Origin of the sequence: Superficieibacter sp. BNK-5 (assembly GCF_047456055.1) — a bacterium.
Classification (GTDB): Bacteria; Pseudomonadota; Gammaproteobacteria; order Enterobacterales; family Enterobacteriaceae; genus Superficieibacter.
Genome location: NZ_CP179893.1, coordinates 616,014 through 635,307, shown reverse-complemented (window position 1 = coordinate 635,307; position 19,294 = coordinate 616,014). Strand labels below are relative to the sequence as shown.

Below are 19,294 nucleotides of genomic sequence, written 5' to 3'. Positions count from 1 at the left end.
TCCAGCACGACCACAGGTGCAAAACGCTTTATTGTGGACTGACTCCTGTGCAGGAAAGAAGGCGTTCGTCTGCACCTGTCACCGGGCAGACAGGTACGCGGAGTAAAGTCCGCCTGGAGCAAGAAAGGGATTTGCAGGCCGCATTCAAGTCTGTCCTGTCACAATAAATATATTTCAAGCTACGGAGGCATGCTCTCCAAAAAATACGCAATAGTGTGTTTGCCGGTGGTATGGTTATATTCTTGTCACTAATGAGGAAAAGCTAATGATTGTAAGAACCTGGCACGGATGTGTTCCACTTGAGCATGCGGAAGGTTTTGCGAAACACCTCGCGAAGACAGGTGTGGAGCATTCAAGAAGTATACCGGGGAACCTGGGTGCGTTCGTGCGTAGTGAGACCCAGGACGACTGGGAGCATTTCTTTCTGGCAACTTACTGGCAGGATCTACAGTCAGTGAAGGCATTTGCAGGAGAAAACTATCACGTAGCGGTGACTTACCCCGATGACGACGAATTCGAATTACTTTCTGATCCCTACGTTTTTCAGCATGTCGTGGAAGCTGTTTCACCACTTTAGCCTTATTTCCGGGACACTCCGGGCCTGACGGATACTATTAAAAGGATATCGGCATGGTAACAGTAGAGAAATCAGATCCACTTTCTCCAGACTCTTGTCACTTAATAGAAAAACTGTCAGCAGAACTGGCCTCTATTACTGGGGATAGTGGTAAAAGCAATTTCACAACAGACTCAATGCATGAGGACAGGGCTTTGTGGGCATTGGCAAGGGACAGTAGGGGAAATGCAATAGGCTGCGGAGCCATTCGACCGTTAACTGAAAATATAGCTGAACTCAAAAGGATGTTTTCGGACCGTAGCGCTCCCGGCATTGGTAATGCTTTGCTCACTTTCCTGGAAACATCCGCGAAGAGTATGGGATATAACGAACTCTGGCTTGAAACCCGACATGTTAACCATAAGGCTGTAAATTTTTATAAGAAAAACGGATACATACGCATAGGGAATTACGGACCATACATAGGTCGGGAAGAGGCGGTATGTTTCGCGAAGTCATTGCAAGGCTGACATAAAATTTATGCAACATAAGCTCGCCATGCTCATTGCCTGCATTAAAACCGCTTGTCAAAGTCCGCTTTGAGCGAATTTCTGGCTTTGGCAGCTGTCTCCACTCCATAACCCTGCGCTACTGAAAATCGGGGAATGGCGGACAACCTTGATCATGATATCCTATTCAAGGATGAACTATCGCAAGCAGTGTGCTCCCTGTAGTCGCGTGACACACAAAACGCTGCGCTTATTTAGTCTACCCTGTTAGGGGTATCATAACTTTGAAGAGGAAACTATGATCCAATATTTTTCTGAGAAAAACACCCTTGAAAATAGAGCGTTACAAATATGGCAAATTCTTATCGGATTCGCTTATGAGCGTAAGATAACTACATATGGAGAGATTGCTGATATTCTTGGTTATAAAGGCGCAGGTACGATGGATCGTCAACTGGGGCATATTCTTCACTTTTGTGCTCAAAACAAATTACCACCGTTAAGTGTATTGGTTGTAAATTCTGAGACAGGATTACCTGGAGATGGGTTTGATACGACTGGTAATTTACATAAACAGAGAGAGAAAGTATTTAATTTTGACTGGTTTGATATTATTCCACCAATGCCAACTGAGTTTGCTTTAGCGTGGGAAATAGCAGAACAAAACGGCTTTAGTGTTCACTCATAAAAACCCGATGCAATTGATGGTAATACTCCCAACTTACTGATTAGCTTTATCAGATCAGACTTAATTTGACCGGCTTCTTTGATGGAACACAATCAAATCTGATTGTCTGTTGCCGGAGAAGTAGACTTCCTGGTATATGGCGATTATCATCTTATGCCAGGGAAAATATGATTGTTAAATATTGCGGAAGTTTCCACCTGGATACTGTACTCATCATTAATAAATGATAGTACCATTTTTTCATAAAATGCTTGAGTATTTTTGAGTGTAATTTATTGACATGAAAATATGCATGCACGTCGGATGATAAATAAACAGAAGTACGCCTATAATTCGGTTACAGCACTCCCTTCAATGAAGGTGTAAGTATTCCATCCAGGCGGGCCATGTACTTTAGAAATCTGTCTTAACGAACCTTAGCGTTTGTGAAGTCAGCCTATGGCACGGAACGGATAAACAGAGGGCAACTGTAGGTCCTTACTGAGCGAAAAGCGGACATTTCAATGCAAAATGAAGATACTGTTATTTTTAGCTATCTCATGACTGAGAAAAATTTCGGTTAGTTTCGAAATGAGCGCACCATTGTTAACATCATCGGCACGCTCGTTAAGGAAGGCAGTCACGCTAGTGAGGGCGTGACATAATAATCAGGACTACTCGTCTTCTTTACCGTAGTAAAGCTTACCGAGCTGAATGAGAGGACGGCCCTGGGATTTGCGGTGCAGGTTGCTGTCACGCAGTGAATAAACGCAGCCGCAGTATTCCTGCTGGTAAAACTGCTCGCGCTTGCTGATTTCAATCATGCGCGACGAACCGCCCTGTTTGCGCCAGTTATAGTCCCAGTAAACCATACCCGGATAGCGCGCGGCGGCTCGCTGTCCGCAGTCGTTGATTTGCTGCATATTTTTCCAGCGCGAGATGCCCAGTGAACTGCTGATGACATTAAATCCATTTTCAGCGGCATAGAGAGCGGTACGTTCGAAACGCATATCAAAACACATCGTGCAGCGGATACCCCGCTCCGGCTCCCACTCCATGCCCTTTGCGCGTTCAAACCAGTTGTCCGTGTCGTAATCTGCGTCGATAAACGGTACGCCGTGCTGTTCAGCAAAGCGAATATTCTCATTCTTACGGATGAGATACTCTTTTTGAGGATGAATGTTCGGGTTGTAGAAGAAAATAGTGTAGTCAATTCCTGAGGCCTGGATCGCCTCCATCACCTCCCCGGAACATGGAGCACAACAAGAGTGCAGCAGCAGTTTGTCTGCATTGTTCGGGAGTTCCAGTTTAGGGCGTTTGAAATCAGCGACGGTCATAAATTTATTCGTTGGGCTAATAAGATTTGCAGAGAGTGTAGCATCAGAGCATCGCTATCGGGAGTGGCGGTACTAATATCGAAATGGCTGCGATTGGAGTGTTCACCCTCCGGGGACTGAGAACAACAGCAGTGGCCGACATTATCTGCTGTTTTTTCGCAGTATCTCACTGACATACCTCCGTAATGATAATTATTTTCAATAAAACATAGCCTGTGCTATATAAGATAGCACAGGCTAATTTTGATTTTCTTTTAATCACTATGGAGACTTATACAATGCGCCCCCTGAAAGGATTAAACGTGTTATTGCTCTGCGCACTCTGGGTGTCAACCCATGCCTTAGCTGCTGAAAAATTTAAAGTTATTACGACATTTACCGTGATTGCGGATATGGCGAAAAATGTGGCAGGCGATGCAGCCGATGTGGCATCAATCACCAAACCTGGCGCGGAAATTCATGAGTATCAGCCTACTCCTGGCGATATTAAACGTGCGCAAGGGGCGCAACTGATTCTTGCCAACGGCATGAACCTGGAATTGTGGTTCCAGCGGTTTTATCAGCATCTTGAAGGTGTACCAGAAGCCATTGTCAGTACAGGTGTAACACCTGTCGGCATTACCGAAGGACCCTATGACGGTAAGCCTAACCCTCATGCATGGATGTCACCTGACAATGCTCTGATTTACGTTGATAACATCCGTGATGCGCTGATGAAATATGATCCGGTGAATGCGCAAACGTACCAGCGCAATGCGGATATCTATAAAGACAAAATTACGCGAACCCTGGAACCCTTGCGTAAACAGATTACGGAGATTCCTGAAAATCAGCGCTGGATGGTCACCAGCGAAGGGGCTTTTTCTTACCTTGCGCGGGATTTGGGTCTGAAAGAGCTGTACTTGTGGCCGATTAATGCCAATCAGCAGGGGACGCCGCAACAGGTACGAAAAGTGGTTGATATGGTGAAGCAAAACCATATCCCGGCGGTCTTCAGCGAGAGCACGGTTTCCGATAAACCGGCGCGTCAGGTGGCGCGCGAAACAGGCGCGCATTACGGCGGTGTGCTCTACGTCGATTCGCTGAGCGTGGAAAACGGCCCGGTGCCGACGTATATCGATCTTCTGAATGTCACCACCCGTACCCTGGTTCAGGGGATTAAGGACGGGGCAAAGGAGTAAATGATGACGAAGCTTGCGGGAATTGTCGTTAATGGCGTGACAGTAACCTGGCGCAACGGGCATACCGCACTGCGCGACGCATCTTTTACCGTGCAGAGTGGCTCCATTGCTGCACTGGTGGGAGTAAACGGTTCCGGAAAATCGACATTGTTTAAAGCGATTATGGGATTCGTGCGTCTGGTCGCCGGACAGATATCTGTTCTGGGTCTTCCAACACGGCAGGCGCTACGAAAAAATCTGGTGGCCTATGTCCCTCAATCGGAAGAGGTGGACTGGTCGTTTCCGGTACTGGTAGAAGATGTGGTGATGATGGGACGCTATGGCCATATGGGCATGTTGCGTATCGCCAGAACGCGGGATCGCCAGATTGTTACCGATGCGCTGGGACGTGTTGATATGCTGGATTTTCGCGAACGACAAATCGGAGAGCTTTCTGGTGGGCAAAGGAAACGTGTCTTTCTGGCACGTGCGATTGCCCAGCAAGGGGAAGTTATCCTGCTGGATGAGCCTTTTACCGGCGTTGATGTGAAAACAGAAGCCAAAATCATCAGCTTGCTGCGTGAGTTACGCAATGAAGGCAAAACGATCCTGGTCTCGACTCACAATCTGGGGTCTGTCACCGAGTTTTGTGATTATACCGTGCTGGTCAAAGGCACTGTTCTGGCAAGCGGACCGACAGAAACCACATTCACAGCAAAAAACCTTGAACTGGCCTTTGGTGGTGTACTCCGTCATGTCGCGCTGAGTGGCTCAGAGGAGAAAATGATGACTGACGACGAGCGTCCTCTTGAGGGGCATCGTTCACTGGCGGCGCAGCGGGAGGAGAGATGAACGCATTACTGGAACCCTTTGGATATGAATACATGCTCAATGCGATGTGGGTTTCCGCAATGGTGGGAGGACTGTGCGCTTTCCTGTCATGCTATCTGATGCTTAAAGGCTGGTCTCTGATTGGCGATGCGTTGTCACACTCTATTGTTCCGGGGGTGGCAGGAGCTTATATGCTGGGTCTTCCGTTTTCTCTGGGGGCTTTTTTTTCTGGCGGACTGGCCGCGGGCAGCATGTTATTGCTTAACCAGCGAACCAGGCTGAAAGAAGATGCCATTATCGGCCTTATTTTCTCATCCTTTTTTGGACTCGGGCTATTTATGGTGTCACTTAACCCAACATCGGTGAATATTCAGACCATCGTACTGGGTAATATTCTCGCAATAGACCCGGCAGATATTCTGCAACTCACCATTATTGGCGTGGTCTCGGTCATCATCTTATTTTTCAAATGGAAAGATTTAATGGTGACCTTTTTCGATGAAAATCACGCCCGAGCCATCGGATTGCATCCGGCCAGACTAAAAATACTCTTCTTCACTTTGCTGGCTGTATCGACAGTTGCAGCCTTACAAACGGTTGGCGCATTCCTGGTTATCTGTCTCGTGGTGACTCCGGGCGCGACAGCATGGCTGTTGACTGACCGTTTTCCGCGTCTGCTTATGATTGCTGTGGCTATCGGTAGTCTGACCAGTTTTCTCGGCGCGTGGGTCAGTTATTATCTGGACGGCGCGACCGGAGGCATCATCGTGGTAGCACAAACGCTGCTGTTTCTTCTCGCTTTTGTCTTTGCCCCCATCCATGGGGTACTGGCAAATCGCCGACGTGCGCGCCAGACGCGGGAGGTCCGTGCATGATGGCATTATTACTGGAACCATTACAGTTTACCTTTATGACCCACGCACTGCTGATTTCGGTGGTGGTAGCCATACCTTGTGCACTGCTGTCAGTTTTTTTGGTACTAAAAGGTTGGGCGCTAATGGGAGATGCGATGAGTCATGCTGTTTTTCCCGGCATTGTGCTCGCCTGGGTGCTGGGCTTGCCACTGGCAGTGGGCGCATTCGTCGCCGGAGTATTCTGCGCTATCGCGACGGGGTACCTGAAAGACAACAGCCGGATTAAGCAGGATACTGTGATGGGTATTGTTTTTTCTGGCATGTTTGCTACCGGTCTGATTTTGTATATTGCGGTTAAACCCGACGTTCATCTGGATCATATTCTTTTCGGCGACATGCTAGGGATAACCGTCGGCGATATTATCCAGACGACGGCCATTGCCGGGCTGGTCACACTCGTTATCAGCCTGAAATGGCGGGATTTTTTGCTGTTCTGCTTTGATCCTCAGCAGGCACAGGTAAGTGGGTTGCGTACGAAGTGGCTGCACTATGGCCTGCTGTGTATGGTTTCGCTTACCATTGTCGCCACGTTAAAAGCAGTGGGGATCATTCTGTCTATTTCTCTGCTGATTGCGCCTGGAGCCATTGCGCTACTTTTGACCCAACGCTTTTATATTGCGCTCCTTCTGGCTGTTGTTCTATCGGTACTTGTCTCGATGACCGGCGTCTGGCTATCGTTTTTTATCGACAGTGCGCCAGCACCAACGATTGTCGTTTTATTTGCGGCTGTCTTTATCCTGATATTTACCGTTACCAGCATCAGCGCACGTACAAAGAGGAATGCTGATACACGTGAACTGTTATCATCCGATTAATACCATAACCGGGTAGTAATGTCCGCTTCTGGCACAGGGAACCCCACATTCTCCAGACACTCCCGAATTCTAAAAAAATCAAAGCCGTCAATGAAAATTCAGGTAGTTGTCCGATCCTGAATCGAACGGTGATAATACAAAAAATGCAATGAAGTTTGACACTCGCTTCAGGTGTTAAATATGAATTTCAGGAGCAGGAATGAAACGAGCGATATATTTACTGTCTGTTATTACTCTGGCGCATTCAGCCTGGGCTGAAACGCGTAACGTAACCAGTGAATGGCAACTCGCTAAAGAAGGCCAGAAGACTGCCTGGCTACTCGACTGGCCAGCAAATCCCGGAGAAAAATTCACCCTTCGCTACCCTGACGGTAAGCCCTATCTTCAGGCTACCTTACAAGATAATAACCATGAAGATTTGCTCGCAAGCGAAAACATGACTGGAAAATACCGCTTCTATTATCCTGATGGAAAAATAAAAAAAGAGGGTGAGTGGGATAAAGAGGGAACCTCTGTTGGTTTAGAAACGACCTATAATGAGAATGGCTCTCCCAAAGAAGTAAAACGATATCTCGACGGCGGATGGTCCATCAATGAGAGAACGTATTATAAAAACGGCCAGCTTAGTTACGAGGGGCTTAATTATGATGGTGAGAAATATAAAGAATCAAAGTATTACTATGATGATGGCAAGATTAAACAAAAAAATTATACCAAAACCATAAAGAACATCGAAAAAGAAATGGACGATTACTTTGATGAAAATGGGAAATTAATAAAACGTATTGAGAAATATGGCAAGGATCCCTCGATAACGATCACCTATGGCGTAGATGGCAAAATTGTAGAACGAAACACCCTCATGACTGGCATGGCCCGTAGCAAAACTGAAACCTTTAACAGTGAAGGTCAACTGACTGATTTAACACAATATATGACAAAGGGCAACTTACAGCGAGAAGGGGAGCAAATCAATAGTTATGAGGGACAAACAACCTATTCTACTTATAAAAATGGGGTAAAAGAAGGGGAAGAAAAAACGGTAAAAGATGGCAAGGTTGTTCGTTACTCTCAATTTAAGGCGGGTAAGGAAACGGGAGACAGTTTCGCATTTGACGATGTTGCGAATGTTATTTTTTTCGAGAAGCACGCTTCAGACAAGCAAAAAACCGTTAGTTATAGTGTAGGGCTTGAGTATATTACATATGATGACAAGGGAATGCCGCACGTTAAGATCCCTTTTAATATCGACTCACGGGTTCTGCCGAAACCTGGCACCGTATGGGAATATAGTTCAGATGGCAAACACAGCAGCGCACTGAAATTAATTACATCGGATGATAAGACGGCAACCTGGCGGACAGACCATGGTGAAATAAAAGAAAATCTCGATACCTACACCTGGATCATGCCGAATCAGCCACAGCAGGATCGACAAATTCTCTCATTTCCGTTGACGCCGGGTAAGGAGTGGAAGAACAGCTACCAGACCCGGGTAACCGTGCCATGGGATAAAGGGCAGGAGTGGGGATATACCTATAAAGCGACGTCTTTATCAAAAATTGCAGGCATCGAGAAAATCACGGTTGCAGGCGGGACCTTTGATACGCTGCTGGTTACCCGTACTATCCACTGGACCAAATCCAGTCCACAGCATACTGGCACATTCGGGTCGGAAATGACCTGTGATACAAAAGCGTGTGAGGTCTCGGGCTATACCGCTGAGACGATATGGTACGCACCTGAAATTGGCCGGGCGGTGATGAAAGCGGTTGAAATTAGCGGCTCGCCTCAGGTGCTTATGAACAATGCAAGCAGCATGCTGGAAAGCGGTAACGTGCTCATTTCTGAACTGACCTCGTTTGGTCCCGCGTCAGTTAAAGATAAGCCAGCCCCAGAAATCCACTATGCGCATCAGGTTTCAGGGAATGCATTCAGCCAGGGGTTCCCGCTGATGCAGAATAACACCTGGGAGTTCTTAATGATCCATAGTCCGATGATTGAGTAGGCTGAGACGCTGCTTTCCGGGGCGGCTGATGGCAGGGACGCCATTCGCTCCTACGGGATATTAATCCCTCACGACGTGCTAATATCTGTCAGACTCATCGCTACAATACTTTGTGTAATAAAATAGTTACTTTAAATAAGACTTCATCAGGATATCTTATGCAAAACCTTAGATCTGTAGCTAATATTATGCTCTCTGCTCTGATGTTCGCTCTGGCAGGGGTTATTGTTAAATATGTATCTTCTGAAATGGATATTTTGTCATTAGTTTTCTGGCGTAATATGTTCAGCTTTATATGCGTGGTGTTGGTAGGGTTTTTCTCGGGTCAGCTCAGTTTTAAATCTGAAAGAAAAAGTACGCACGCGCTGAGAGCACTTTTTACATTCTTTGCACTCCTGACCTACTTCTATGCTGTCCAAAATACCGAGCTGAGCACAGCAGTGTTGCTTCAGCAGACATCGCCAGTATTTGTTCCCATTATTGCATTTCTGGTCCTCAAGAGATTGTCAGATCGCTATGTTTGGACAGGCACCATGATTGGTTTTCTTGGCGTAGCATTTACGAGCGGCGTGGGTACCCATAACCTCAATAAGGGTGATCTGTCAGGCATCATTTCGGGAATAATGGGCGGCGCTGCAACGATAACTATCTGGCTGATGTCAGATACAGAATCGCCATATCGACAGATGCTTTTTTTCTCACTATATACGCTGATATATTCGCTGGTTTTCCTTCCCTGGGTATGGGATTCATTTACTCTTTCCCTTCTCCCATTTTTGATAGTTCTTGGCATTGTTACAACCCTGGCGCAATTTTTTCTGTCGGTTGCATGTTCATATGCCTCAACGGATAAAATTGTATCCTGGACGTATATGTCCGTGGTATTTGCTGCACTGTTTGGTTACGTTGGCTGGGGTGAAAAATTAACCACAGGCATGCTTGCGGGAATGCTGCTGATAATTATTGGCGCTCAAATAAGCCAGAAACGCGTTTAGGATATGCTTTTTTAAACGGCCCTTGCTCGATTTGACGTGCAGACCACGTTTTCTCGAACCATCAATGCTGTCTTCCCATCTTCTATCCGGCCTGGATTTCTGCCGGGGTTGCGGTGTAATCTTTTTCGTAATATCGTAAGTTACATGAAAGGCATCGCCCTGACCGTGTGGCATTGTCTGTTGCTCATATAAACCTGTGGTTACGGAGGTTAAAAATGAAATATGACGTAATTATTATTGGCGGCAGCTACGCTGGCATGGCAGCTGCGCTACAACTGGTGCGCGCCCGACGTCAGGTCCTTATCATTGATGCCGGGGAGCGACGAAACCGGTTTGCCAGCCACTCGCACGGGTTTATTGGGCAGGATGGCGTTGACCCGTCGGTGATTTTTGAAAAAGCACGCGCACAAGTCATGCGTTACCCCACTTTGCGCTGGCAGCAGGGACGCGCAAAAAAGGTAACGGGTAAAAAAGAGTCGTTTCTGGTACAGACACTCACAGGGGAAAGCTTTGCATCCCGTCGTGTACTGTTTGCTACTGGGGTAAAGGATCGTCTTCCTGAGATTGACGGTTTACCGCAGCGCTGGGGGCAACATGTATTTCACTGCCCATACTGTCATGGTTACGAACTCAATCAGGGACACATCGCGGTTATTGCCGCAAGCGATATGGCTGCGCATCAGGCGCAGATGGTGGCGGAATGGGGGAGTGTTACGCTGTTTACCAACGATGCTGTTGAGCTGAGTGCAGAAGTCCATGCGGATTTACGTCAGCGTGGCATTACCGTTGAGGCCACGCGAATTGCGCGTCTGGTCAATGATGCAGATATTGAGCTTGTTGACGGCCGCCTGTTACGTTTTGCCGGAATCTTCACCGCTCCCCGGAACCAGCCAGCCACCAGCATTGCACAAACGTTGGGTTGTGAACTGGAAGAAACCCTGTTTGGTACGCAGATCCGCAGTGATGCTACGAAGGAAACCTCCGTCCCCGGTGCATTTGCCTGCGGCGACGTGGCGCGCGTGCCGCATTCGGTCTCCCTGGCTGTTGGTGATGGTGCCTGGGCAGGCGCAACCGTTCACCGGTCACTGATATTTGATCTTCCTGCGTAAATCGAGGCAGCGTTGGGCCGATTACCCTCACCCTGACATGGCCGGACTACTTTCCGGCCGCAGAGGCTGTCTCACGAGAGGCTATAACGAGGCTGCGGCACGCGCGGCCGTTTCATAGATTGACGAGATGCTGCGCAGCAATTGCGCGGTATCGCCGATCGAAGGGCCGGAAATGCCGCTTTCCATCTGGATGGCAATCAGGCAGGTTTCACGCACTTCCCGGTATTTCATACACAGTGCCTTTCCCTCTTCGCTGGTCGAGTAATAGAGTTCTTTTCCTACTTTTTCACTGATGACATAACCCGCTTTCGCCAGCTTTTTCAGCGCATAGTTGACGACATGGGTATCCTCGACATTCAGTACGAAACAGATATCCGCCAGCTTCTTCTTGCGATTACGGTGGTTCACATGATGGAGAAGAGAAACGTCAAATGCTCCCATATCTGACTCGCCCGCAGCGGTCATGCAGCGCACCATCCATTTGTTGAACGCATTACTGGTCATGATCAGCGCGTATTCCAGTTCCGATAATTCCGCGCAACGTTCGGAAACCAGATGGCGTGAGGAAACGATACGGCTGTCGCTTATGTCTTCGCTATTGCCTGATGTAGAAACACGTTTTGAGGTCATAACAGTCCTTATCCTCCTGGAATCATCTGCATTAAAAATAACGATTAATCGACAAAATAAACACATTTTATTTATAAATTATTTACATATCTTAGTCATTACGATATAGCTTTTAACGCAAGCTGTTGTTGGCGCGGCGTTCACGTCGCCTTGCACAAAGACATCACTTCGTTTGCCGCCATGTGCCAGTCTTCGCCCTCCGGTGCGGAGCAGGAGAAAAATCGCCTTCAGCGTGCAACGTTCATTTCAGACAGGGTAAATATCTATGGACAGTTCTACGCTATTGCCGCTTATCGGGATACCGGTTGTGGTTATTGGTTTTGCACTGCGCTTCAATCCGCTGCTGGTAGTCGTTGTCGCCGGGCTTACCACAGGGTTGTTAGTTGGCATGGATTTGGGAATGCTGCTTGAGACCTTTGGTGAAAAGTTCGTCAATAGTCGTTCGCTGGCAACGTTCATTTTGATTCTTCCGGTGATTGGGCTGCTGGAGTATTACGGGCTGAAAGAGCGCGCCCAGGCCTGGATTGCGAAAATCGCCAGCGCGACGTCGGCGCGTATTTTGATGCTCTACTTTGTCGCGCGTGAAGGAACCGCAGCGCTGGGATTGATGTCGCTTGGCGGGCACGCCCAAACAGTGCGTCCGCTGCTGGCACCAATGGCGGAAGGCGCGGCATTAAATGAATACGGTGAATTGCCGCAGCACATCCGCGATAAGATCAAAGCCCATGCCGCCGCGTGCGACAATATTGCCGTGTTCTTTGGCGAAGATATCTTTATTGCATTCGGTGCAGTGCTGTTGATTGACGCCTTCCTGAAAGAAAATGGCATCCAGGGCATTGAGCCGCTGCATATCGGCCTGTGGGCGATTCCCACCGCAATTTCGGCTCTGATCATTCACATGACGCGCCTGATGCGCCTTGATGCCAGTATTCGTCGTGACGTCATGGCATGGCGATCCGAACAGAGTACGCAGGAGGCCACCCAATGAGTACGCTGATTTCTATTAACCGCGTTTACTACCTGATTGGTTTTGTGGTCATGCTGCTGGTGATCATGACGTTGCGCGATCGCGGCAATCCTAAGCGATTCACTACGGCGCTATTCTGGTTTTTGTTCGGTGGAATTTTTCTGTTTGGTGACCTGATGGTTCAGGAGCTGGGCAAGTCGCTGGCTTACCGGATTATTGGCGGTGCCGTTATCGCCATTGCGTTACTGGCAGGCTTTGGGCTGGTCGGAAAAGGGCATTACAAAATGTCGACCGAACCAGAGCGCGTGGCCTCGTCAAACCGCCTGAAAAACTGGCTCTTTTTACCTGCCCTGATGATACCGGTGGTGACCGTGCTGGGGACGTTGTTTTTGAAAGGCGTCTCGATCGGTGGCGTTTTCTTACTCGACCAAAAACAGCTAACGCTGGCGTCCCTGTGTGTTGCCTGTGTCGCCGCCATTCTGACGGGATGGTGGCTGACGGGCGGCACGCCACTGCATGCCATCCGTCAGTCTCGTCGATTAGTGGACACGATTGGCTGGGCCGTGATCCTCCCGCAAATGCTTGCCATGCTTGGTGGGGTGTTTGTGGTGGCGAATACGGGCGACTCGGTGCAAAAGGTCGTGAGCCTGTTTGTCAATCCAGATAGCCGCTTTATGCTGGTGGTGATTTACTGCATCGGCATGGCACTTTTCACCATGATTATGGGTAACGCCTTTGCCGCTTTCCCGGTGTTGAGTGCCGGTATCGCGCTGCCGTTTTTGGTTAATTACCATCACGGCGATCCGGCTCCTTTGCTGGCGATAGGAATGTACGCGGGTTACTGCGGCACATTGATGACCCCAATGGCGGCGAATTTTAATATTGTTCCCGCGGCATTGCTTGAACTGAAAGATAAATATCAGGTCATTAAGATCCAAATCCCTACCGCGCTGACGCTGCTGGTAGTCAATGTGTTTTTAATGTATTTCCTCGTGTTTCGCTAAGCGAGGCGCGGTAATGTTCTGAGGAGTGGTTATGCCATTAACACAACATCAGGCTGACGCCTTTGCCCAAATGCCTTTAGCCTATTTGCGTCAGGAATACCCGAATCACATTATGCATCTGCTAAATGATGATAGTGATGTTCTGCCGCCTCGTGAGCTGCATCCTGTTTTCTATGGCTGTTTCGACTGGCATTCGGCGGTGCACGGCTACTGGCTGCTGCTGCGCTGCCTGCGACTCTATCCGACGCTATCGTGCCGGGAAGAGATCATTGCGCTGTTCGAAGAACATATTACTGAACAGAAGGTGGCACAGGAGCTGGCCTATTTTACCGCGCCGTTCCGTGCTTCATTTGAGCGCCCTTATGGCTATGGCTGGTTGCTGGCACTGTCGCAGGAGTTGCAGCAATCCTCTTTGCCGCAGGCCAAAGAGTGGCACCGAACGCTGGAACCGTTAACCCAGGATATTCGAGCCAGGCTTATCGATTATCTCAGTAAGCTTACGTACCCGATCCGCGTTGGCACGCATTACAATACGGCATTTGCACTGGCGCTGGGCCTTGATTATTCCTGCGCGCTGAACGATGAGGCGCTGAAGAACGCTATTATTGATGCGGCAAACCGCTTCTACGCCGCCGATACGCATTATCCGGCGCATTATGAGCCGGGCGGTGATGAATACATTTCGGGCGCATTAACGGAAGCGTTGTTAATGAGCAAAGTGGCAAAAAATTTCCCGCAATGGTTCGATTCGTTCCTGCCGGACATTGCTTCAGTTGATGCCCTGATGAACCCTGCGCAGGTGAGTGACAGAACCGATCCTAAAATCGCGCATCTTGATGGCCTGAATCTGAGCCGCGCCTGGAGTATGAAGCACATTGCGAAAGCGTTGCCTGAGAGTCATGTTGCGCAAAAGGCGCTGAACGACGCTGTCTCACGTCACCTGTTGGCGAGCCTGGAACATGTGGTGGGTAGCCACTATAGCGGCGGACACTGGCTGGCCAGCTTCGCGCTCCTGGCTCTGGAGTAAAGTTAGTCGTGAGCGCAAACGGAATGTGACTATCGGCCAGATTCCGTCTCGCGCACAGGCTCTCGCCCCAGTTTTCGCTTGTTCACCGTCCTGATGGCGCGGTATTTATATCTGATGCAGGTCAGACGTCGGCCAGTGGTTGCGTATGACCTGGCTTACGCAGGGATGACGTTCTGTTTCACTTAACGAGGCAGTAAACGCCGCTCTGGATGTGCGCAGATGATCGCGCGTTTTCCCCCAGCGGGTCACAACACAGGCCAACATCTCAAGACCTCCGGGCGCTTGCGGAGACCATGCCGGTGTCGCTTGGAAAATATCGCTAAACGCATCCCACTGCTGATGTAGCCTGCGGGTGGCACCTTCCACCAACTGATTATATTGTTCTTCTGTACCTGAGAGCAGCCACCGTTCCGGATAATCAATAATCCCCACCGATGCATAACAATTAGTACCTATATAGATCAGTCCCCGCATCTGTTGTGCGCGTATAGAGGGCACCGTCGATAAAATGCCAGAATCACGATATTCCAGTCCGAGGAAGATCATGATGGCAGCGCTCTCCGTCAGCACTGAACCATCGGGAAGAACCAGCGTGGGAATTTGCATTAAAGGATTGAGCTGACGTAATGCGTTGCGATTCGCGTCTTCCTCCCACGAGCTTGCTTTAACTAAGCGATACTCTGCTCCGCACTGTATCAGCGCCATCTCTATTGCCGCCGAACCAGAACGTTCTGTCCCGTAAAGCGTATACATAGCCTTCTCCGCTCACCGATCGTACCTGTAAGCATAGTTCTCATCGGCGGATAGCGTCGGTTGGCCTTTCTGTCAGCCCTGTTCATGTGATCTTCCAGAGGCCTGGTATAAATCGTGTGTAACGGGCCTGTGCCAGCACACTGGCTCCGATCATGAATATGACTCATGGTGTAATGAAATTTAGTCGCTTTCGCTCGACCTGTGGCTCTGGCATAAAATAAGAGTATTAACTTATTAGTAACATGACGACTGAAAAAATAATCCCCGTAAAGTAATAGCAACGTCGGTTTTCATGTCAGAATTCAGGATGCGCCATAACGATGAACAACGATTTTACATTTACTATCAAGAGTAGTCTTTTCGATGAAAATTATAACCCTTCAGAAAATACGCGTATTACGACCAACTTCGCGAATTTAGCCAGAGGGAAAGATCGTCAGCAGAATTTGCGTAACACTCTGGTGATGATTGACAATCGCTTCAATGCATTAGCGCATTGGGATAACCCTAAGAGCGATCGCTATTCGGTAGAGCTTGAAATCATTTCTGTAGAAATGCATTTTGTCGAGAGTGACGAAAGCTTCCCTGCCATTGAGATATTGAAAACCAGTATCGTTGATAAAAAAACGCAGGAGCGTATTGAAGGCATTGCAGGCAACAACTTTTCATCTTATGTGCGGGATTATGACTTTAGTGTGGTCTTGTTGGAACATAATAAGAATCGATCCGGATTTAGCACACCAGATAACTTTGGCGATCTGCATGGTAATATATTTAAGTCTTTCGTTAACTCAACAGAGTACAAAGAGAAATTTAAAAAATCACCTGTGATATGTTTAAGCGTTTCCAGTAAAGACATTTATCATCGGACCGGAAATACTCACCCGATACTCGGTATTGAATACCAGACAGATAATTCTTCGCTGACTGAAGAATATTTCAGGAAAATGGGATTGCAGGTTCGCTATTTCATGCCTGAACATAGCGTTGCACCATTGGCATTTTATTTCTCTGGTGATTTACTCAGGGATTACACCGATCTGGAGCTTATTAGCACCATCAGTACGATGGAGACGTTCCAGAAAATTTATCGACCTGAAATTTACAACGCTAACTCTGCGGCGGGGCAATACTATCAACCGGACCTGAATAATCAGGATCATTCATTAACAAAAATTGTTTATGACCGGGAAGAGCGCAGCCAGTTAGCGGTTGAGCAGGGGAAATTTACGGAAGAGCACTTCATCAAACGTTACAAGCATATTCTTGAACAGTGGTCTGCTCATTACACGCGTTGAATTACCGGAATAAAAGGTTATCTGATATGAAAAAATTGTTACCCACGTCGACTGCTGGCAGCTTACCCAAACCTTCCTGGCTGGCGCAACCTGAGACACTTTGGTCCCCCTGGAAGTTACAGAATGAAGAGTTGTCAGAAGGAAAACAGGATGCTCTGCGTCTGGCGCTCGACGATCAGCTCCGGGCGGGGATTGATATTGTCAGCGATGGCGAACAAACGCGTCAGCACTTTGTCACCACGTTTATCGAGCATCTCAGCGGCGTTGATTTTGAAAAACGCGAGGTCGTTAAAATCCGCAATCGCTATGATGCGAGTGTGCCGACCGTTGTGGGTGCGGTGGCCCGTCAAAAACCTGTTTTTGTTGAGGATGCCCGTTTTTTACGTCAGCTAACCACGCAGCCTATTAAATGGGCCTTGCCAGGGCCGATGACGATGATCGACACGCTGTATGATGCGCATTATAAAAGCCGCGAAAAATTAGCCTGGGAATTCGCGAAAATTCTCAATCAGGAAGCCAGAGAATTAGAGGCGGCTGGCGTTGATATTATCCAGTTTGATGAGCCTGCATTTAACGTCTTCTTTGATGAAGTTAATGCGTGGGGGATCGCGGCTTTAGAAAAAGCGGTTGAAGGTCTCAAGTGTGAAACCGCTGTCCATATTTGTTATGGCTATGGCATTAAAGCCAACACCGACTGGAAAAAGACGCTGGGGTCCGAGTGGCGACAATATGAAGAAGCGTTTCCTAAACTGCAAACGTCTTCTATCGATATCATCTCCCTGGAATGCCATAACTCGCATGTGCCAATGGATCTGCTCGAACTGATTCGCGGTAAAAAAGTCATGGTGGGAGCCATTGATGTGGCAACCAATACTATAGAAACGCCAGAGGACGTCGCCGATACATTACGCAAAGCGCTTCAGTTTGTGGATGCCGATAAACTTTACCCGGCGACTAACTGCGGTATGGCTCCGTTATCTCGTCGGGTCGCTAATGGCAAACTGAATGCTCTGAGCGCAGGGGCAGAAATTATCCGCAGAGAACTCGCGAATCAATAACGCTGCCAGAGAGTCGAGCATATAAAGGAAACGTTCATGGTGACAGGCGATCTGAATAATCGCCTGTATTCAGCTTTCGGCAGATGAACAAATGGGTTTGCTTAGCATGATTGACGGTCTGCACAACCTCAACGCCTGCGGACTCGACATGCCCGTAAAACCGCAGCGCCCCTGAACAATGTGATGAGCAATAGCCAAAACGGTAAGGAGACTCTGGTCTTGCCGGGTCAATAGCCGGCAGCGACATAACCGACATCATCACGGCGCCGGTTATGCCGCTTTTACCGAGCGGGCAACATCCATAACGGCACTCTCCACGCCCTCTGAATTTTTCTGAATGCTGGCGATTACTTCACCCGCTTCGCGCATAAGTGCCACCCCCTGACCGGTGTTTTCAAGGCTGCTTTCAATGCCCTTAAGCACTTCTTTTGCAAGCTGGTTGTTCGCCGCAACAACCCGTTCGATCTCTTCGGTGGCGCTACTGACACTGGCCGCCAGATTTCTTACCTCCCCGGCGACAACCGCAAAACTTCTCCCGGATGCGCCTGCTTTTGCAGCCTCAATGGCGGCGTTAAGCGCGATAAGTCTTGTCTGCATGGCAAAACTGCGGATGGTTTCGACCATACCGTCAATGCTGTCAGACTGACTGTTAAGGCGGGACACATCGGCGGAGACGACGTTCATCCCCTGCGCAATTCTGTTAATCATCCGTATGCTGTTCTCGATAACATCGGCCCCTGCCTGCGCGCTTCCACGGGTTTGCACTGCCATATCCCAGGCGTGGACGGCCGCGTCCTGCTCCCGTTTATTACGCAGAACCTGCTCCGTGACGTCGGAAGCGAACTTGGTAATTTTGTACAGTTTTCCATCGCTATCAAAGACCGGATTGTAGGTCGCCCGGAGCCAGAGCGGTTCGCCACGACGATTGAGGCGGGCAAACTGACCGGAGAAAAATTCCCCCTGATTAAGCCTCTGCCAGAACTGTCGATACTCCTCACTTTTGTAAAGCGTTGCGGAGCAGAACATTCGGTGATGCTGTCCGAGTACGTCATCTCTTTTATAACCGGTGGTCTGCAGGAAATTTTCATTCACCTCCAGCACATGACCCGCAGGATCAAATGAAATGACGGCCATTGAACGGCTAATGGCATTGATGATCGATTCCTGCTCAAGCGCTGACATCATGCGATCGGAGATGTCGGCGGCAATTTTGATAATTTTAAATACATTGCCGCGCCGATCGGTGACGGGAATATAACTGGCCTCAAGCCATACCGGGCGGTTTCCCCTGGCCAGCCGCAGAAATTTATCACTGAAGCTTTCACCGGCGGCAAGACGCTGCCAGAAGTGGCGATATTCTGGTGAGTTGACCAGCGAAGGTGGGCAGAACATGCTGTGATGATGACCGATGATGTCATCGGCCCGATATCCCATTGTTGTCAGAAAAAGCGGACTCGCCTTCTGAATAATCCCGGCAGGACTAAACTCAATGACAGCCATTGCTTGCCCGAGCGCGTTAAACGATGCCGCCGGGCGCGGGCGCGTAAAGGAGAAAAAATGTTTCAGTAAATTCAATGGCATCAGGTACACCGGGTAAAGTAATCACTGTGGTACTTATCGGCAGCCTTGCGGTCTGCATTATGTATTGCTGTAATC

General features: G+C 48.6%; 19 protein-coding genes. 15 read left to right on the top strand and 4 right to left on the bottom strand.

Annotation, left to right across the window (positions count from 1 at the left end):
- The first annotated feature begins 265 nt into the window (after positions 1-265).
- The 3 genes from ACMGGS_RS03055 (at position 266) to ACMGGS_RS03045 (ending at position 1,753) form a co-directional block, all read left to right on the top strand.
- Positions 266-577 carry an antibiotic biosynthesis monooxygenase gene (locus ACMGGS_RS03055; protein WP_414165011.1) on the top strand — a complete coding sequence of 104 codons (312 nt, stop codon included), beginning with the start codon at positions 266-268 and terminating at the stop codon, positions 575-577.
- A 53-nt stretch (positions 578-630) separates the two neighbouring features.
- Entirely contained in the window at positions 631-1,086 is a 456-nt protein-coding gene (locus tag ACMGGS_RS03050) for a GNAT family N-acetyltransferase (protein ID WP_414165010.1), read from the top strand.
- A gap of 277 nt (positions 1,087-1,363) precedes the next feature.
- On the top strand, positions 1,364-1,753 hold the full coding sequence (locus ACMGGS_RS03045; RefSeq protein ID WP_414165009.1) for a hypothetical protein: 390 nt from the start codon (positions 1,364-1,366) through the stop codon (positions 1,751-1,753).
- A 653-nt stretch (positions 1,754-2,406) separates the two neighbouring features.
- Here the strand turns inward: ACMGGS_RS03045 and ACMGGS_RS03040 are convergent.
- Complete coding sequence (locus ACMGGS_RS03040; protein WP_414165008.1) at positions 2,407-3,069, bottom strand: epoxyqueuosine reductase QueH; 663 nt, start codon at positions 3,067-3,069, stop codon at positions 2,407-2,409.
- A 278-nt stretch (positions 3,070-3,347) separates the two neighbouring features.
- Here ACMGGS_RS03040 and sitA point away from each other — a divergent pair, with 278 nt between their 5' ends.
- The 7 genes from sitA (at position 3,348) to ACMGGS_RS03005 (ending at position 10,901) form a co-directional block, all read left to right on the top strand.
- On the top strand, positions 3,348-4,250 hold the full coding sequence (gene sitA / locus ACMGGS_RS03035; RefSeq protein WP_414165007.1) for an iron/manganese ABC transporter substrate-binding protein SitA: 903 nt from the start codon (positions 3,348-3,350) through the stop codon (positions 4,248-4,250).
- A gap of 3 nt (positions 4,251-4,253) precedes the next feature.
- Positions 4,254-5,081, top strand: a complete 828-nt coding sequence (sitB, locus tag ACMGGS_RS03030; protein ID WP_414166187.1) for an iron/manganese ABC transporter ATP-binding protein SitB — start codon at positions 4,254-4,256, stop codon at positions 5,079-5,081.
- The gene (sitC, locus tag ACMGGS_RS03025) at positions 5,078-5,935 is read left to right on the top strand and encodes an iron/manganese ABC transporter permease subunit SitC (protein WP_414165006.1); all 858 of its coding nucleotides are present in this window, start codon (positions 5,078-5,080) and stop codon (positions 5,933-5,935) included. Before sitB ends, sitC begins: the two co-directional genes overlap by 4 nt.
- The gene (gene sitD / locus ACMGGS_RS03020; RefSeq protein ID WP_414165005.1) at positions 5,932-6,789 is read left to right on the top strand and encodes an iron/manganese ABC transporter permease subunit SitD; all 858 of its coding nucleotides are present in this window, start codon (positions 5,932-5,934) and stop codon (positions 6,787-6,789) included. Before sitC ends, sitD begins: the two co-directional genes overlap by 4 nt.
- Positions 6,790-6,988: 199 nt before the next feature.
- Entirely contained in the window at positions 6,989-8,797 is a 1,809-nt protein-coding gene (locus ACMGGS_RS03015; RefSeq protein ID WP_414165004.1) for a hypothetical protein, read from the top strand.
- Positions 8,798-8,955: 158 nt separating this feature from the next.
- Positions 8,956-9,792 carry a DMT family transporter gene (locus ACMGGS_RS03010; protein ID WP_414165003.1) on the top strand — a complete coding sequence of 279 codons (837 nt, stop codon included), beginning with the start codon at positions 8,956-8,958 and terminating at the stop codon, positions 9,790-9,792.
- A gap of 215 nt (positions 9,793-10,007) precedes the next feature.
- Positions 10,008-10,901, top strand: coding sequence for an NAD(P)/FAD-dependent oxidoreductase (locus tag ACMGGS_RS03005; RefSeq protein ID WP_414165002.1), 894 nt, complete (start codon positions 10,008-10,010; stop codon positions 10,899-10,901).
- Positions 10,902-10,982: 81 nt separating this feature from the next.
- Here the strand turns inward: ACMGGS_RS03005 and ACMGGS_RS03000 are convergent, their stop codons facing one another.
- Positions 10,983-11,531 carry a winged helix DNA-binding protein gene (locus ACMGGS_RS03000; protein WP_414165001.1) on the bottom strand — a complete coding sequence of 183 codons (549 nt, stop codon included), beginning with the start codon at positions 11,529-11,531 and terminating at the stop codon, positions 10,983-10,985.
- 265 nt (positions 11,532-11,796) lie between these two features.
- Between ACMGGS_RS03000 and ACMGGS_RS02995 the strand changes: the two genes are divergently transcribed.
- Genes ACMGGS_RS02995 through ACMGGS_RS02985 form a run of 3 tightly spaced genes read left to right on the top strand, consistent with a single transcriptional unit; the run spans position 11,797 to position 14,529 of the window.
- On the top strand, positions 11,797-12,519 hold the full coding sequence (locus tag ACMGGS_RS02995) for a DUF969 domain-containing protein (RefSeq protein WP_414165000.1): 723 nt from the start codon (positions 11,797-11,799) through the stop codon (positions 12,517-12,519).
- The gene (locus ACMGGS_RS02990) at positions 12,516-13,502 is read left to right on the top strand and encodes a DUF979 domain-containing protein (RefSeq protein WP_414164999.1); all 987 of its coding nucleotides are present in this window, start codon (positions 12,516-12,518) and stop codon (positions 13,500-13,502) included. Before ACMGGS_RS02995 ends, ACMGGS_RS02990 begins: the two co-directional genes overlap by 4 nt.
- A 31-nt stretch (positions 13,503-13,533) precedes the next feature.
- On the top strand, positions 13,534-14,529 hold the full coding sequence (locus tag ACMGGS_RS02985) for a DUF2891 domain-containing protein (protein ID WP_414164998.1): 996 nt from the start codon (positions 13,534-13,536) through the stop codon (positions 14,527-14,529).
- 105 nt (positions 14,530-14,634) lie between these two features.
- Here ACMGGS_RS02985 and ACMGGS_RS02980 read toward each other — a convergent pair whose 3' ends face one another.
- Positions 14,635-15,282 (bottom strand): glutathione S-transferase, encoded by a 648-nt coding sequence (locus tag ACMGGS_RS02980; RefSeq protein WP_414164997.1) that lies wholly within the window; start codon positions 15,280-15,282, stop codon positions 14,635-14,637.
- Positions 15,283-15,602: 320 nt separating this feature from the next.
- On the opposite strand from ACMGGS_RS02980, the gene ACMGGS_RS02975 reads away from it, so the two are divergent.
- The gene (locus ACMGGS_RS02975) at positions 15,603-16,580 is read left to right on the top strand and encodes a DUF1852 domain-containing protein (protein WP_414164996.1); all 978 of its coding nucleotides are present in this window, start codon (positions 15,603-15,605) and stop codon (positions 16,578-16,580) included.
- A gap of 26 nt (positions 16,581-16,606) precedes the next feature.
- A complete protein-coding gene (locus ACMGGS_RS02970; protein WP_414164995.1) occupies positions 16,607-17,638 on the top strand; it encodes a methionine synthase in 1,032 nt (343 codons plus the stop codon).
- Positions 17,639-17,908: 270 nt separating this feature from the next.
- On the opposite strand, the gene ACMGGS_RS02965 is transcribed toward ACMGGS_RS02970, so the two are convergent.
- Positions 17,909-19,219 carry a methyl-accepting chemotaxis protein gene (locus ACMGGS_RS02965; protein WP_414164994.1) on the bottom strand — a complete coding sequence of 437 codons (1,311 nt, stop codon included), beginning with the start codon at positions 19,217-19,219 and terminating at the stop codon, positions 17,909-17,911.
- Positions 19,220-19,294 lie beyond the last annotated feature (75 nt).

Coding starts and splice junctions, on each gene's coding strand:
- ACMGGS_RS03055 (WP_414165011.1), top strand. CDS start 266: ATGATTGTAAGAACCTGGCACGGATGTGTTCCACTTGAGCATGCGGAA.
- ACMGGS_RS03050 (WP_414165010.1), top strand. CDS start 631: ATGGTAACAGTAGAGAAATCAGATCCACTTTCTCCAGACTCTTGTCAC.
- ACMGGS_RS03045 (WP_414165009.1), top strand. CDS start 1,364: ATGATCCAATATTTTTCTGAGAAAAACACCCTTGAAAATAGAGCGTTA.
- ACMGGS_RS03040 (WP_414165008.1), bottom strand. CDS start 3,069: ATGACCGTCGCTGATTTCAAACGCCCTAAACTGGAACTCCCGAACAAT.
- sitA (WP_414165007.1), top strand. CDS start 3,348: ATGCGCCCCCTGAAAGGATTAAACGTGTTATTGCTCTGCGCACTCTGG.
- sitB (WP_414166187.1), top strand. CDS start 4,254: ATGACGAAGCTTGCGGGAATTGTCGTTAATGGCGTGACAGTAACCTGG.
- sitC (WP_414165006.1), top strand. CDS start 5,078: ATGAACGCATTACTGGAACCCTTTGGATATGAATACATGCTCAATGCG.
- sitD (WP_414165005.1), top strand. CDS start 5,932: ATGATGGCATTATTACTGGAACCATTACAGTTTACCTTTATGACCCAC.
- ACMGGS_RS03015 (WP_414165004.1), top strand. CDS start 6,989: ATGAAACGAGCGATATATTTACTGTCTGTTATTACTCTGGCGCATTCA.
- ACMGGS_RS03010 (WP_414165003.1), top strand. CDS start 8,956: ATGCAAAACCTTAGATCTGTAGCTAATATTATGCTCTCTGCTCTGATG.
- ACMGGS_RS03005 (WP_414165002.1), top strand. CDS start 10,008: ATGAAATATGACGTAATTATTATTGGCGGCAGCTACGCTGGCATGGCA.
- ACMGGS_RS03000 (WP_414165001.1), bottom strand. CDS start 11,531: ATGACCTCAAAACGTGTTTCTACATCAGGCAATAGCGAAGACATAAGC.
- ACMGGS_RS02995 (WP_414165000.1), top strand. CDS start 11,797: ATGGACAGTTCTACGCTATTGCCGCTTATCGGGATACCGGTTGTGGTT.
- ACMGGS_RS02990 (WP_414164999.1), top strand. CDS start 12,516: ATGAGTACGCTGATTTCTATTAACCGCGTTTACTACCTGATTGGTTTT.
- ACMGGS_RS02985 (WP_414164998.1), top strand. CDS start 13,534: ATGCCATTAACACAACATCAGGCTGACGCCTTTGCCCAAATGCCTTTA.
- ACMGGS_RS02980 (WP_414164997.1), bottom strand. CDS start 15,282: ATGTATACGCTTTACGGGACAGAACGTTCTGGTTCGGCGGCAATAGAG.
- ACMGGS_RS02975 (WP_414164996.1), top strand. CDS start 15,603: ATGAACAACGATTTTACATTTACTATCAAGAGTAGTCTTTTCGATGAA.
- ACMGGS_RS02970 (WP_414164995.1), top strand. CDS start 16,607: ATGAAAAAATTGTTACCCACGTCGACTGCTGGCAGCTTACCCAAACCT.
- ACMGGS_RS02965 (WP_414164994.1), bottom strand. CDS start 19,219: ATGCCATTGAATTTACTGAAACATTTTTTCTCCTTTACGCGCCCGCGC.